Below are 13056 nucleotides of genomic sequence, written 5' to 3'. Positions count from 1 at the left end.
GTCGTTCACCACGTGTAGCTCGCCCTCACCAGCGCTTTGCGCGCCTCGCCATAGGAGCACACATTGATGCCCTGGCAGCCGGAGACGTAGCGCTTGTCGAACAGGTTCGTCACGTTGAGGCTGACCTTGTAGGCGTCCCACTCGTAGCGCGCCGCGACGTCGAACAGGGTCGCGGACGGGACCTTGACGGTGTTCGGCTGCGTCGCCTCGGACTTGCCGAGATAGCGCACGCCGCCGCCGAGGCTGAGGCCCTTCATGGCCCCGGTCGTGAAGGCGTAGTCGAGGAAGGCCGAGGCGATCACCTCCGGGACGAGGAAGGGCTGCTCCCCCACCATAAGCGGGTTCTCGTCCTTGAGGATCTTCAGCTGATAGGCCGTGAACGCGCCGATGAACTTCCAGTTCTCGTTCAGGTTCGCCTGCGCCTCGAATTCGAAGCCGCGCGAGCGCACCTCGCCGAGCTGCGTCTGGACCGACGTCGGGGAGGTCGTGCCCGAAACGACGTTCTTCTTCTTCAGGTCGAAGACCGACGCGGTGAACAGACCGGAGAACCAGGTCGGCGCCCACTTCACGCCCGCTTCGTACTGGATGCCGGTCTCGGGCTTGAACGGCGTGCGGCCGATGGTCTGGAACGCCGCGTTCTGGATGTTGTTGGCCTGCACGAGCGGGTTGAACACGCTCGCGATGCTCACATACGGCACGACGCCGTTCGCGAACTCGTAGCCGAGGCCCGCGCGTCCGCTGAAGCGGCCCTTGTCGAGCTTGACGTCGGCGCCCGTGTCGGTCGGAAGCGGCTTGTAATCGCCGTTCAGCCACATGCGGTCATAGCGGCCGTTCAGGGTGGCGATCCAGCCGCCGCCGAAGCGGATCTGGTCCTGAACGTAGAGCCCCGCCTGGTGGAGCTTGCTCTTCTCGTCGATGTAGGGCGAGCCGAACGACGACTGGACCTCGTCGATCTCGTAGAACTTGTAATCGAGGCCGATGAGGAGGGTGTGATCCAGCCCGCCGGTCGCGAACTTGCCGACGACATTGTTGTCGGCGGTGAAGCTGTACGACTTGGTGTGGTGGTTGAACGGGATGAGCGAGAGCGCCGTGTTGCCCGCGCTCGGCCGCGGCTGGAAGCCGTAGCCGAACGGGTAGATCTGCGCTTCCTTGAGATCGGCGTAGGCGAACCGCGCCCTCGAGTTCACCGTCCACACGTCGTTGATGTCGTGGTTGAACTCGTAGCCGGCCATCGCCTGCCGCCGGTCGTAGCGGTCGAAATCGGAGTCGGAGAAGTTGGCGCGCCGGCTGATGCGGCCGAGGTCGATCGTGCCGTCCACCGAGGTCGCGCGCTTCACGGTGCCGTAATACGGCAGGAAGTCGCCGCCGCCGTGCTTCTGGTCGACGTGCTGGTAGTTGGCGTAGACGGTGAAATCCGTGCCGGCGTCAGGCGAATAGGTCGCCGCGCCCTGGAACACGCCGCGGATGCCGTCTTCGCGCTTGGAGTAGCCGTCGCCGCCCTCGAACTTGCCGGTGAAGCGGTACTTCCAGACCGGCGGCAGCGCGTCGCCCTTCGTGACGACGCCGTTCGGCACGACCTTGTTGATGTCGAACGCCGCGAACGCGGTGGGGTAGTTGTTGATGCCGACCTCGACCTCGCCGAAATCGTAGTCCAGCGGCCGCTTGCTGACATAGTTGATGATGCCGCCGACATTGCCGCCGCCATAAAGCGCCGCGGAGGCGCCGCGGAGCACCTCAACGCGCTCGAGCAGCCACGGGTCGGTGAAGAAGTTGCCGAAGGCGTAGTTGTAGAGCTGCATGCCGTCGCGATAGACGCCGGTCTGCGTGGCGTCGAAGCCGCGAATGTAGAACCAGTTGGTGTCCGTATCGTCGCCGAAGGGCTGCGCGAACACGCCCGCGGAGTAGCGCAACGCCTCGTCGGTCTTCATCGCGCCGAGGTCGTCCATCTGCTCGCTGCCGACCACGCCGATCGACTGCGGGATGAGCTTGATCGGCGTGTCGGTCTTGGAGCCCGTGGTGGTGGCGACCGGCGCGTAGCCCTGCACGGGCGCCACGCCCGAGCCGTTCCGCCCGATCGAGTCGCCGCGGCCCTCTCCCTGCACCTCGATCGCGTCGAGTTGCGTCGCTTGCCCGGCCTGCTGCGCGACAGCAACTCCAGGATGTGCAATCGCCGCCAGCGCCACGCCCGCAAGCAGCCCGGCCCGCATTCCCCTTACGTAGATCACCATGGTCCCCGGCGTTGTCGAAACTCGCGAGCTACAACCACCCCGGCTCTTTAGAATATATATATTCTAATCTATGAGCCGGAGTCTTGACTGCCCTCGGGGCGAGACTAAGAGTTCGGCCCGGTGCTTCCGTATTGTACGTTTCTGGCCTCAGATACTCTGAATCACTGGTGTGCCCCGCGCGCACCAGGCCGAAAGGGATTGCCGCGCGCATGGCGGGACGGCGATGAACACGTTCCAGCCGCGCATGGTCTCCGAGAGGCGCGGCGTCGCCGTCACCGGAGCGCCCCTCGCCCACGCGTCCGACATCGGCCTGGCCGAGATCTGGCGGGCGCGCTGCGCGGCCGGAGCGCGCGGCGATTACGTCTCCCGCGATCCGCGCCTTTTCGTGGTCATCGAGGAGCCCGCCTCGGAGATTGCGCTCGATCTCGGCCAGCGCGCCGGCCGCGCATCCTCGCGCAGGCTGAGCGCGACCTATGTGCCGGCGGAGGCGCCGCTCACCATGACGATCGACGGCGCGACCGAGGTCCGCCACCTCGACGTGCATTTCGACCTGGAGCGGCTGGGGCCGGTCGACGGGCTCGACCACGCCGCCGCCACGACGCCGCGGCTGATGTTCAGCGACGGTCGGCTCGAGCGCCTTGCGCGGCTCCTCGAGCAGGCCTGCGCCCGCGGTCCCGCGCCGCTCGGGCTTCTGGGGGACGGCCTGCTGACGGCGCTGGTGTCGGCGGCGTTCGCGCCGCCTTCGCGCCGCCCCGGCCGCAGCGCGCTTTCGGACCGCCAGCTGCGGCTCGCGGTGGACTACATCGACGAGCGCTGCGGCGAGACGATCCGGCTGAGCGAGCTCGCCCGCCTCGCCGGCCTCTCCGAGAGCTATTTCAGCCACGCCTTCAAGGCCGCGACCGGGATGCCGCCGCATCGCTGGCAGCTCCAGGCGCGGGTCCGCAAGGCGAAGCGCCTGATCGCCCGCGCCGAGGCCTCGCTCAGCGAGATCGCGACCGAGCTCGGCTTCGCCGACCAGGCGCATTTCACCCGTGTGTTCCGGAAGCTTTCCGGCTGCACGCCCATGGAGTGGCGTGCGACATGTCGATGATGCGGCGTAGCGCGTGCACGAGGACGGTTCCGCGATGACCCAGGGCGACCCCTCGGCGACGGCCGCCTTCGAGCTTTCGCAAGCCTCCTTCTCGGTCGGCGAGCGCGCGCTGCTCGCGCCGCTCTCGGCGCGTTTCGCGCCCGGCGCCGTGATCGGCCTTGTGGGCCATAACGGCTCGGGCAAGTCGACGCTGCTGAAGCTCCTGGCGCGGCAGCAGACCGTCACCAACGGCGCCATCCGCTATGGCGGCCGGCCGATCGGCGACTGGCGCTCCCGGGACTTCGCGCGCGAGGTCGCCTACCTCCCGCAAAACCCGCCTCTGGCGTCGGGGCTCACCGTACGCGAGCTCGTCGCGCTCGGGCGGTATCCGTGGCACGGGGCGCTCGGCCGGTTCGGCCCGGAGGACGCCGAAGCGGTCACGGAGGCGATGGAGCTCGCCGACGTTGCGGTCTTCGCCGACCGCATGGTCGAGGAGCTTTCGGGCGGCGAACGACAGCGCGTCTGGCTCGCGATGCTGGTCGCCCAGCAGGCGCGCTGGCTGCTGCTCGACGAGCCGACCTCGGCGCTCGACGTCGCCCATCAGATCGAGGTCCTGGCGCTCGTCCGCAAGCTCGCCGAGACGCAAGGGCGCGGCGTCATGGTGGTGCTGCACGACGTCAACATGGCGGCCCGGTTCTGTGACGAGGTGGCGGCGCTCCACACGGGCCGCCTGATCGCGCGCGGCTGCCCCGCCTCGATCATGGCGAAGGACCGCCTCGAGGCCATCTACGGCCTCGGCATGGAGGTGCTGCGACACCCGATCAGCGGCATGCCCCTCGCCTTCGCGAGCTGACGCCGGCGAAAGCTCAGCCGGACGACGCCGGCTGATGATCGGACGAAGGCGCCGCGCCCGACGCCGCGGCGTGCTTCTGGAACCGCTCGAAACGCGCGAGCGCTTCGTCGATCGCCTCCCGGAGACCTGCGTCCGCCTCGGCAAGCCACGTCCATTTCTGGATGAGAAGACGTCCGGCCCGCCGGTCCATCTTGAGGTCGATGGCCGCCACGAATTCGTCGCCCGCCAGAAGCGGGAGCGCGAAATAGCCGAACTCCCGTTTCGCGACCGGCACATAGGCCTCGAACCGGTGCTCATAGCCGAACAGCGCCTTGAGCCGCCTGCGCTGGATCACCAGCGGATCGAACGGCGAGAGGATGCGGATGCGGTCACGCGGGGCGGCCGGCCGGCGGGCGCTTTCGAGGACGGAGGGCGCGGCCCAGTGCTGCGTCTTCTCGAGGCCCTCGATGCTGACCGGCGTCAGGCGCTTTCGCTTCACCTCGGTCGCGATCGCCTCCGCGACGAGCCGCTTCGCCCGGAGGTCGCCGAAACAGACGGAGTCCAGGCTCACCACGCCCTGGGCGCGAAGGGCGCGAGCCAGAAGGTAGGACGCGCACTGTTTCTCGGAAGCCGGGGCAGGCCGCCTGCGCCATCCGAAGTGGCGCTTCGTCAGATCATAGGTCTTGAGCATTCCGGTTCGGCGGCTGACCACCAGGTCGCCTGCGAAGAACCCGAACCGCAGCGTCGCCCGGGACGGCTTTCGGCTCCCCCAGGGATGCGTCTTTTCGACGAGCGCGTCGTCGTCGACGTCCCGGATCGACAGCGGCCCCTCCTTGGCGATGCGCCGCAGCAGCGCTGCGTAATTGTCGCCCGGGATCGCGGCGAACATTCCGGCAGGCGCCTCCCTGAACCTGTCCATCGCCGGCGCGAAGAACCGGTAATCCGCGGTCGGCACATAGGCCAGCGCATGCGTCCAGTACTCGAAGACAGACTTGTCATCGGCCTGGGCCGTGTCGAGATCGCTCCTTCGATAGCTCGGGATGCGGGTGTGCAGGATGTGGTGGTGGCTGCGCTCGATCACGTTGATCGTGTCGATCTGCACGTAGCCGAGATGCTCGACGGCGCGGCGCGCCGCCTCCGGCCCTTCACCGAACGGAGCGTCCTGGTCGAGCTTCTGCGCGCTCAGCCAGGCGCCGCGCGCCGCCTTGAGAGACAGCGGAATCGAGCGGTCGGGCATGATGCGTTCCGGCATCTCCAGGGAGCGTTCGCGCCGGCCCGCGGGCGCGCGGAACAGCGGCTCAGCAAGCTAACGCGCCGCGGGCGCCGTTCCAGTCGATCACGACCGGTCCGGCGGGGCGCCGTCCCCTAGGCCTCAGCGATGCGCCGGAGCCATGCGCAGAACGAGCGAACGGCCGGATCGTCGGCGCAGCCGTCCGGCACATAGGTGAAATAGCTCCTGGCCGGCAGAGCCGGCTCTCTGAACGGCATGACCAGCCGTCCGGCCCGGACGTCGTCGGCGACGAGCGCCGTCGGCCCCATCGCGACCCCGACGCCATCCAGAGCCGCCTGAAGCGTCAGGTAGAAATGCTCGAGCGTGATCGAGCCGGCCGGCTTCAGGTCCGGAATCCTCGCGGCCACGAGCCATTGCGACCACACATCCGGCAGGGTCGCGGAATGCAGGATCGTGTGGCGCGCGAGATCGCGCGGATGCGTCATCGGCCGCTGTTCGATGAGCTTCGGACTGCACACCGGAATGCGCGTCTCGGACAGGAATTTCTGCGCCACATGAGCGGGGATCCGCTCCGGACCGCCGCGGATCGCCACGTCGTAAGGCTCCCGAAGGTCCTGAAGCGGCGTGTTCGAGGTCGTGAGACGGACCTCGATTCCCGGGTGGCCGAGCTGAAAGGAGGATAGCCGCGGTATCAGCCAGCGCAGCGTGAACGTCGCCATGGCGTTCACCTGCAGCAATCGACGCTCGTCGCGCTCGAGCTGCCGCGCGGTGGCGGCGGCGATCCGGTCGAACGCGGCCCCGACATCCGAGAGATAGTCGGCTCCGCGTTCCGTCAGCGCGATGCGACGGTTGCCGCGTTCGAAAAGCGGCTGCCCGAGCCACTCCTCCAACAGCCTGACCTGCCGGCTGAGGGCGCCGTGCGTGACGTTCAGCTCCTGCGCCGCGCGCGTGAAGCTCAGGTGGCGGCCGACCGCTTCAAACGCCCTCAGGGCGTTCATGGAGGGGAGACGGCGGCTCATCTGCGTCAGATTTTCTCACGCGACGTGGTCCAAAAAATCGTTTGTCGCATCACGAGGCCAAGCGCAACTTTCGCGGCTCTTCCAAGATGTTGAGCCAGATGTCGTCACTTGAGTCCGCCGGGCGCCCCGCTGCTCCAAATCGCACGCTCGCCGTGGCTGGCGTCGTCCATGCTGTCCATGACGGCTACACCGATCTCATCTACGTGCTTCTGCCGATCTGGCAGGCGGAATTCGGGCTCAGCTACAGCCTTCTCGCCGTGCTGCGCGGCGTTTACGCGGGATCAATGGCCGCGTTGCAGGTGCCGGCGGGCCGCCTCGCGGAGAAATTCGACGGACGCGTGATCCTCGCCGTCGGAACGCTCCTCTCGGCGCTGGGCTATGTGCTCGCCGGATTTTCGGGCGGCGCCATCGGTCTTTGCGTCGCCCTGGCGTTGTCGGGAGCGGGATCGAGCACGCAGCACCCGATCGCGTCCGCCGCCGTGTCGCGGGCGTTCGGCGACGCGTCCAGGGGTCCGATCGGGACCTACAACTTCGCCGGCGACGTCGGGAAGGCCTGCCTGCCCGCCTTGACGTCGCTGCTGGTAACCCTGATGCCGTGGCGGCACGCGCTCTGGCTGGTGGCGGCGCTCGGTCTGATCGCCGCCGCCGCGGTGGCGTTGATGCCGAGGATCCGCATCCCGCACCACGACCTCGCCGGTCCCGCAAGGCGGTCGCTCGGAGACCGACGCGGTTTCGCCCTGCTCTGCTGCATCGGAGGCCTTGATACGGCGGCCCGGATGGGCTTCCTCACCTTCCTTCCCTTCGTGCTGCAGGCGAAGGGCGCGGCCCTTCCGGCGATCGGGACGGCGTTGGCGACCGTCTTCGTCGGCGGCGCGTTGGGCAAGTTCGTCTGCGGCTGGCTGGGGGCGAGGCTCGGCGTTCTGCGCACGGTGCTGATCACCGAAAGCGCCACGGTCGCGCTCATACTGGCCACCGTGGCGCTGCCCCTGGCGCCGACCCTGCTTCTGCTGCCGGTCGTCGGGCTCGCGCTGAACGGCACCTCGTCGGTGCTTTACGGCACCGTTCCCGAACTCGCGCCGGCGGGGCGGGTGGAGCATGCGTTCGCGGTCTTCTACACGGGGGTCACCGGGTCGGGCGCCCTGGCGCCGATCCTGTTCGGCGTCGTGGGCGACGCAGCCGGGCGCTCTTGGGGCGTGTCCTGCGCCGCCGCCGCGTCCCTGCTGACGCTGCCTGTCGTCATTCTGCTGGGGCGCCGTCTTGTCCCCAGTCATGGGCGGGCTGGCGCGTGAATATGCGGAAACAGAACTTGTCCAGAGACGCGCCAGATCTCGCGATACGGAGAAGCATGTCTGGCGCAGCGCAGAGTTTTGCTTTCCACGGAGGCGCGTTTGATGAGTGAGGGCAGTCAGGCTCCCGTCATCCTGATAACGGGCGGCGGTCGCGGCGTCGGCGCGGCGACCGCACGGCTCGCAGCCGAGCGCGGCTACGACGTCGCGATCAGCTTCGCCTCCAACGAGGCCGCCGCCCGCGCGGTGGCTGACGACGTCAGGGCCGCCGGTCGCAAGGCGCTGGCCGTGCAGGCGGACAGCGCCGACCCCGGGCAGGTCGTCCGGCTGTTCTCCACGATCGACCAGGAGTTCGGCCGCCTCGACGTGCTCGTCAACAACGCGGCGATCATCGCGAAGCAGAGCCGGCTCGAGGACATCGGGTACGAGCGCATGCAGCGCATCTTCGCCGTCAACGCGATCGGTCCGATGCTCTGCGCGCAGCAGGCCGCGAAGCGCATGTCCCGCCGTCACGGCGGGCGAGGCGGAGTGGTGATCAACATCTCGTCGGCGGCGGCCCGCCTCGGAAGCCCGGACGAATATGTCGACTACGCCGCCTCCAAGGGCGCGCTCGAGACCTTCTCGATCGGCTTCGCCAAGGAGGTCGCGCGGGAGGGCGTCCGGGTCGCGTGCGTCCGCCCGGGCCACATCTATACCGAGATGCACGCCGACGGCGGCGAGCCCGGGCGCGTGGATCGCATCAAGGACACAATCCCCATGGGAAGAGGCGGCCGGCCCGAGGAGGTGGCGCGCGCGATCCTGTGGCTGGCGAGCGACGAGGCGTCCTTCATCACCAACACGTTCCTCGACGTCACCGGCGGGAAGTAGAGCCGAGCCATGCGGCCCGGGCGGCGCAGCGTCTCGGAAAGGAAACCGCCCCAGGACGAAGCGGACGTGCTATGATGAGGGATGGCTAAACATCAATTCGCAGTCGGCGACCCCGTTCGCCTGACAATTTCGCATGGGTCGGCCGCGACCACCCAGTTCAGGATCGTGCGCCTGGTGCCTGGAGATCGAGAGGATCTTCCGCCGGCCTATCGCATCAAGGCTCTGACCGAGAACCATGAGCGGATGGTCAAGGAAGACGAGATCGCTCCCTCGGTGTGAGTGAAGCGGCTCCGGCCGCTTGCCGATACGAAAAACCCCGCCGCCCTGAGGGCGACGGGGTCCATGACGCTCAGAAGCGCTTTCGGGCCTGAGGCTGCGGCGCTGCGACGAGCGAGGTTCGCCAGTACATCCGTGGTCGACCTCGCCGGTCGGCGCCTACGCCGGTCTGCCGCGGAAAACCGCAGCGGTCGGCGCGATCACGACTGAATCTGCAGCCGGTCGGCCGTCATCTTGCCGCTCTTGCGATCGGCGACGAGCTCGTAGGTGACCTTCTGGCCCTCCTGGAGATCGTGGATTCCGGAGCGCTCGAGGGCGCTGATATGCACGAAGGCGTCGGCGCCGCCGTCATCCGGCGCAATGAAGCCGAAGCCCTTCTGGGCATTAAACCATTTCACCGTTCCCGAAGACATGGGAACTCCTTTTTAGATCACAAAACATCCGCCGGACCTCGAAAGCCCAGCGCACCAGACATGCCACTTCATGGAAATAAAATCCGGCGCGAGATTTTCATCTCGTCGGCGCCAAATCGTATGTCGCTGAACCAACATTTTCAGCATGCGCCCTGCACGCGGGATTTACAAGGGTTTGTTTGTCGGTCGATTTCCGTGACAAAAGACGGGGCGCGTGCCGGAAGCGCGAAATCTCGGACCGCCGCTGGCTCGCTCGCAGCCCGGCCGACCGGGGCAGGCGGGGTGAGGTCTTGGACGTCATGGTCAAACCCGCGGCAGACGCGAATGAGTGGCTGCTGACCGATCTTCTGGGCCGCTCCATGGGCGTGGTTCGACGGAGCGACGGCGGGACTTTCCTGGTCGAGCCAGGCGGCAACGCGAAGCTGACGATGACCGGAATGCGCTGCGGCCCGTTCCATTCGCTCGATGACGCGCTATCCGCGATCGAGACGCACACGCGGGGCATATGCCGCCGCGAGGCCGCCCCGGACCAGTAGCTCCGCCGCAGTTCGCGGGGCGGGGCCGTGCCAACGCCCCGTCAGGTGAGAAGGCGTCGGGAACGCGCGTCGGTCGCCGAAGTTTGGATCGCGATCACCCGATCCGGACGGACGAAATTCACCCCGCCGGGGCTCTTCACTTCAATCAACTTCGCCAAGGAGCAGCCTTCCGCTGTCATGCCGCGCCGCGACTTGAATGAGCCCAGGCCCGGAACGATCACTCGTTCGATGAAGAACTTCGATCATTCACACAACTTTGCCGCGACATCTGGATAAATACGAAATTCTTTCTAGATACCAGCCGGATTTTGAAGGAGGACACGAGATGAAATATTTAGGGCGCATTAATCGACGGGGTGTTCTGGGCGGCGACTCCATAGCGAGCCTTCTCGAGATCGAGTGCTACGAACAGAAGGGCGGGCACATCACGGCGTCGGGTGAAATCGAGGCCTGCGACTCGGCGCTGGCGCTGTTTCACGGGGGCGCCAAGGTCGCGTTCGTCACGGCGGACGGTCACGCGCTGAGCCTGGCGCTGGCGGACACCAAGACCATGCCGGACGGAGCCGTCGCCCAGGTCGTCGCGACGGGCGATCTCCCCGTGATGAAGAACGGCCTGCTCGGCTGGTCTGAACCAGCCCCTCGCTCGGCCGCGACGAAGGCGCCCGCGGCCCTCTGATCGCTGAGGGCCCGCTGAACTCCGGCTCGCCCGCGCCCCCTCCGCCCTAAAGGGCATCCAGGCGCCCAGTTCCTCCCGAACTCCGAGAACAGTGCGTGCGGAAGGTCCGGCCATGATTGTCGAAAAGTGGGAGGAAGAGCTGAACCAGACGCATCGCAATGACCTTCATTCGACAGCGGAGGCCTGACGAGCGAGCGCGCCATGGCCCTGAGCCGACGGACCGCGATGATCCTGCTCGGCGCGCTCGCCCCGGGCGGGGCCCGAAGCGCGGGAGAAGCGTCCTTGAACCACGTCGTTCTCCTCGGGGACTCGGTGTTCGACAACGCCGCCTATGTGGCCGGCGGTCCCGACGTCGTATCGCAGCTTCGTGAGCGTCTGCCCCCTTCGTGGCGGGCGAGCCTTCGCGCGGTCGACGGGAGCGTGATGTCCAGCATGCCTCGCCAGCTGGCGCATCTTCCGGACGACGCGACCCATCTGGTCGTGAGCGTCGGAGGCAACGACGCCATTGCGCTCTCGGCTGTCCTGCGCGCCTCTTCGAGTTCCGTCTCCGGAAGCCTTCTTCGCCTGGCCGAGGTGAGAGACGGCTTCAGGCGTGACTACGCGGCCATGTTGCACGAGGTGACGAGAGTCGGCCTGCCGGCGGCCTTCTGCACCATCTACGAGCCGCGCTATCCGGACGCGGCCTCCCGACGCGCGGCCGCCACGGCTCTCGCGCTGATCGACGACTGCATCATCCGCCTGCTCATCGACCGGGGGCTCCCGATCATCGAGCTGCGGTCGGTCTGCGCGGATGACGCAGACTTCGCGAACCCGATCGAACCTTCCGTTCAGGGAGGCGGAAAGATCGCCGACGCCATCGCCCGCCTCCTCGCCACGCATGAGTTCGGCCGCGGTCGATCCGAGATCATCACGCGCTAGCGGATGCTGGCTCGGCGCGACCGCAGGCGGCGCACCGCCGCCAGGTTCAGACTCGCTTCAGGCCCCGGCGTCAGGCGCCAGCTCTCGCGGCCGTGAGCCGCGCCTCTTCCCTCGGGCGGGGAGCGCGCAATATGCGCCTTCACGAACAGCCGGCCGCAAGGCGGCTGACCGACACGAGACGCGCGTCAGCAGCACGCGCGACAGCCACGGGTAACGCATGAACAAGATTTCGACTCTGATCGTCTCGGGCGTGTGTTCGCTCGGGATGACCCTCGGCGTGGCGCCGGCCCAGGCGTCCTCCGTCTCCGTCCCCACCGTGGCGGGCGTCCCCATGGATCAGATCCAGACCGTCGGCCATCGGAGCCACAGGGGAGGCCATTACGGCGGCGGCAGACATGGTCACCGTGGCTGGGGCCACCGCGGCGGCTGGCGCCACGGCGGCTGGGACCGCGGCCATCGAGGCTATTACGGCCATGGCTACCGCCGACATCATCGCAACCACACGGGACGCTACATCGCGGCCGGCGTGCTGGGCCTCGCCGCAGGCGCGGCGATCGCGAACAGCAGCCGGGGCGACCGCTGTCGCTATGTCCGGAACGGACGGGCCTATTATCGTCCCTGCTGATCTGCCAACAGCTTCAGGTTCTCCGCGGCCGGGCCGGAAGCTCCGGAGATCGGCCGCGGAGAGCAGAGAAAAAAGCATGGGACTCAACACCGACGACGGCTTCTTCATCGAGAGCCGCATGACCGACGACTCGGGCGAAGGAGCGGATCGAGGCGAGCGCGTCATCCGCTGGATCGTGCTCGCGGCCTCAGCCGATGAAGCGCTGTCGCTCCTGAAGCGCGACTATCCGGGCGCGGAGCACTCCGTGGCCGACAGCGGCCGTGACATCCGCGCCCAGGCGGCGCGGCTGGGGCTCGTCCCTGGCATCTACCAGCGCGCCTGAGGGCGCTCGGGCGCCGCTCGCCGCCGCCGGCGGCGAGCCCGCGCAGGCGCTCTAGTCGCTGATCTCGGGTTCGACCAGCTTGGCGAGCTTCCTCAGGGACTCCTGCCATCCGAGGTAACAGGCCTCCGGGGGTATGATGTCGGGAACGCCGGTCTGTTCGATGCTGACCTCGGTTCCGACCGAGACGGGCTTCAGGCTCACCGTGACGGTCATCTCTCCGGGCAGGTTCACATCGTCAAACTTGTCCGTGTAGACGAGCCGCTCGCCCGGGATCAGCTCCCTGTATTGGCCGCCGAAGGAATGGACGGCGCCGGTGGTGAAGTTGCGGAACGACATGCGGTGCTCGCCGCCGACCGTCGCGTCGAGCTTGTGCACCGTGCAGGTGAACCCGTTCGGGGGCAGCCAGCCCGCGACAGCGTCGGGCTCGACAAACGCGCGGTAAACCTTCTCGGGTTTGGTGGCCAGGACCCGGTGCAAAGTGATGGTGCTCGGCACGACCGTCTCTCCTAGGTGAGCGATAGCAACAACCCTAAGACGGATGAGAGCCGCGTCCGCCGACATCGAAGCAGATCTTTTCGTGCGACGTTCACGCAAGGCGATGCGCGCCGAGCCTTCGCCATGTCCACGGCGACCTGAGCCGACGCGACTTGGGATCGACGTCGATCATCCCAGCCGGAGCGGCGCGCGGACGACCGACGACCAGTTTGAGGCGTCCCTTGGAGAGGGCCGGGATCACGGCGACGCCGCGCGGCGCCTCT

General features: G+C 67.6%; 15 protein-coding genes. 10 read left to right on the top strand and 5 right to left on the bottom strand.

The genetic code is table 11. From position 1 onward, the window contains the following. Positions 1-5: 5 nt before the first annotated feature. Complete coding sequence (locus GGR24_RS12980; protein ID WP_246398421.1) at positions 6-2228, bottom strand: TonB-dependent siderophore receptor; 2223 nt, start codon at positions 2226-2228, stop codon at positions 6-8. A gap of 223 nt (positions 2229-2451) precedes the next feature. Here GGR24_RS12980 and GGR24_RS12975 point away from each other — a divergent pair, with 223 nt between their 5' ends. Together GGR24_RS12975 and GGR24_RS12970 are read left to right on the top strand one after the other, a co-directional pair. Continuing rightward, positions 2452-3318: a helix-turn-helix domain-containing protein gene (locus GGR24_RS12975; RefSeq protein ID WP_183395800.1), complete on the top strand. Its 867-nt coding sequence runs from the start codon at positions 2452-2454 to the stop codon at positions 3316-3318. Positions 3319-3352: 34 nt separating this feature from the next. Next, positions 3353-4150 carry an ABC transporter ATP-binding protein gene (locus GGR24_RS12970; protein WP_183395799.1) on the top strand — a complete coding sequence of 266 codons (798 nt, stop codon included), beginning with the start codon at positions 3353-3355 and terminating at the stop codon, positions 4148-4150. Between the two features lie 13 nt (positions 4151-4163). On the opposite strand, the gene GGR24_RS12965 is transcribed toward GGR24_RS12970, so the two are convergent. Continuing rightward, positions 4164-5366 (bottom strand): winged helix-turn-helix domain-containing protein, encoded by a 1203-nt coding sequence (locus tag GGR24_RS12965; protein ID WP_183395798.1) that lies wholly within the window; start codon positions 5364-5366, stop codon positions 4164-4166. Positions 5367-5494: 128 nt separating this feature from the next. Further along, positions 5495-6379: a transcriptional regulator GcvA gene (gene gcvA / locus GGR24_RS12960; protein WP_183395797.1), complete on the bottom strand. Its 885-nt coding sequence runs from the start codon at positions 6377-6379 to the stop codon at positions 5495-5497. Positions 6380-6477: 98 nt separating this feature from the next. Here gcvA and GGR24_RS12955 point away from each other — a divergent pair, with 98 nt between their 5' ends. The 3 genes from GGR24_RS12955 (at position 6478) to GGR24_RS12945 (ending at position 8811) form a co-directional block, all read left to right on the top strand. Then, positions 6478-7668 (top strand): MFS transporter, encoded by a 1191-nt coding sequence (locus GGR24_RS12955; protein ID WP_246398419.1) that lies wholly within the window; start codon positions 6478-6480, stop codon positions 7666-7668. Positions 7669-7770: 102 nt separating this feature from the next. Continuing rightward, a complete protein-coding gene (locus tag GGR24_RS12950; protein ID WP_183395795.1) occupies positions 7771-8532 on the top strand; it encodes an SDR family oxidoreductase in 762 nt (253 codons plus the stop codon). An 81-nt stretch (positions 8533-8613) separates the two neighbouring features. Beyond that, positions 8614-8811 (top strand): hypothetical protein, encoded by a 198-nt coding sequence (locus tag GGR24_RS12945; RefSeq protein WP_183395794.1) that lies wholly within the window; start codon positions 8614-8616, stop codon positions 8809-8811. A 197-nt stretch (positions 8812-9008) separates the two neighbouring features. Here GGR24_RS12945 and GGR24_RS12940 read toward each other — a convergent pair whose 3' ends face one another. After that, on the bottom strand, positions 9009-9221 hold the full coding sequence (locus GGR24_RS12940) for a cold-shock protein (RefSeq protein WP_183395793.1): 213 nt from the start codon (positions 9219-9221) through the stop codon (positions 9009-9011). Positions 9222-9520: 299 nt separating this feature from the next. Between GGR24_RS12940 and GGR24_RS12935 the strand changes: the two genes are divergently transcribed. From GGR24_RS12935 to GGR24_RS12915, 5 genes are all read left to right on the top strand, one after another. Next, entirely contained in the window at positions 9521-9757 is a 237-nt protein-coding gene (locus GGR24_RS12935; protein ID WP_183395792.1) for a hypothetical protein, read from the top strand. A gap of 325 nt (positions 9758-10082) precedes the next feature. Further along, positions 10083-10433, top strand: a complete 351-nt coding sequence (locus GGR24_RS12930; RefSeq protein WP_183395791.1) for a hypothetical protein — start codon at positions 10083-10085, stop codon at positions 10431-10433. Between the two features lie 201 nt (positions 10434-10634). Continuing rightward, positions 10635-11351, top strand: a complete 717-nt coding sequence (locus GGR24_RS12925) for a GDSL-type esterase/lipase family protein (RefSeq protein ID WP_246398417.1) — start codon at positions 10635-10637, stop codon at positions 11349-11351. Positions 11352-11568: 217 nt separating this feature from the next. After that, positions 11569-11976 carry a hypothetical protein gene (locus GGR24_RS12920; RefSeq protein WP_183395790.1) on the top strand — a complete coding sequence of 136 codons (408 nt, stop codon included), beginning with the start codon at positions 11569-11571 and terminating at the stop codon, positions 11974-11976. A gap of 76 nt (positions 11977-12052) precedes the next feature. Continuing rightward, positions 12053-12298 (top strand): hypothetical protein, encoded by a 246-nt coding sequence (locus GGR24_RS12915; protein WP_183395789.1) that lies wholly within the window; start codon positions 12053-12055, stop codon positions 12296-12298. A 51-nt stretch (positions 12299-12349) separates the two neighbouring features. On the opposite strand, the gene GGR24_RS12910 is transcribed toward GGR24_RS12915, so the two are convergent. Further along, the gene (locus GGR24_RS12910; RefSeq protein WP_183395788.1) at positions 12350-12793 is read right to left on the bottom strand and encodes an SRPBCC domain-containing protein; all 444 of its coding nucleotides are present in this window, start codon (positions 12791-12793) and stop codon (positions 12350-12352) included. Positions 12794-13056 lie beyond the last annotated feature (263 nt).

It is taken from the genome of Hansschlegelia beijingensis, assembly GCF_014196425.1.
Lineage (GTDB): Bacteria > Pseudomonadota > Alphaproteobacteria > Rhizobiales > Methylopilaceae > Methylopila > Methylopila beijingensis.
Note: the sequence above shows the minus strand (reverse complement) of the source record. Positions and strands in the feature narration are given on the sequence as shown.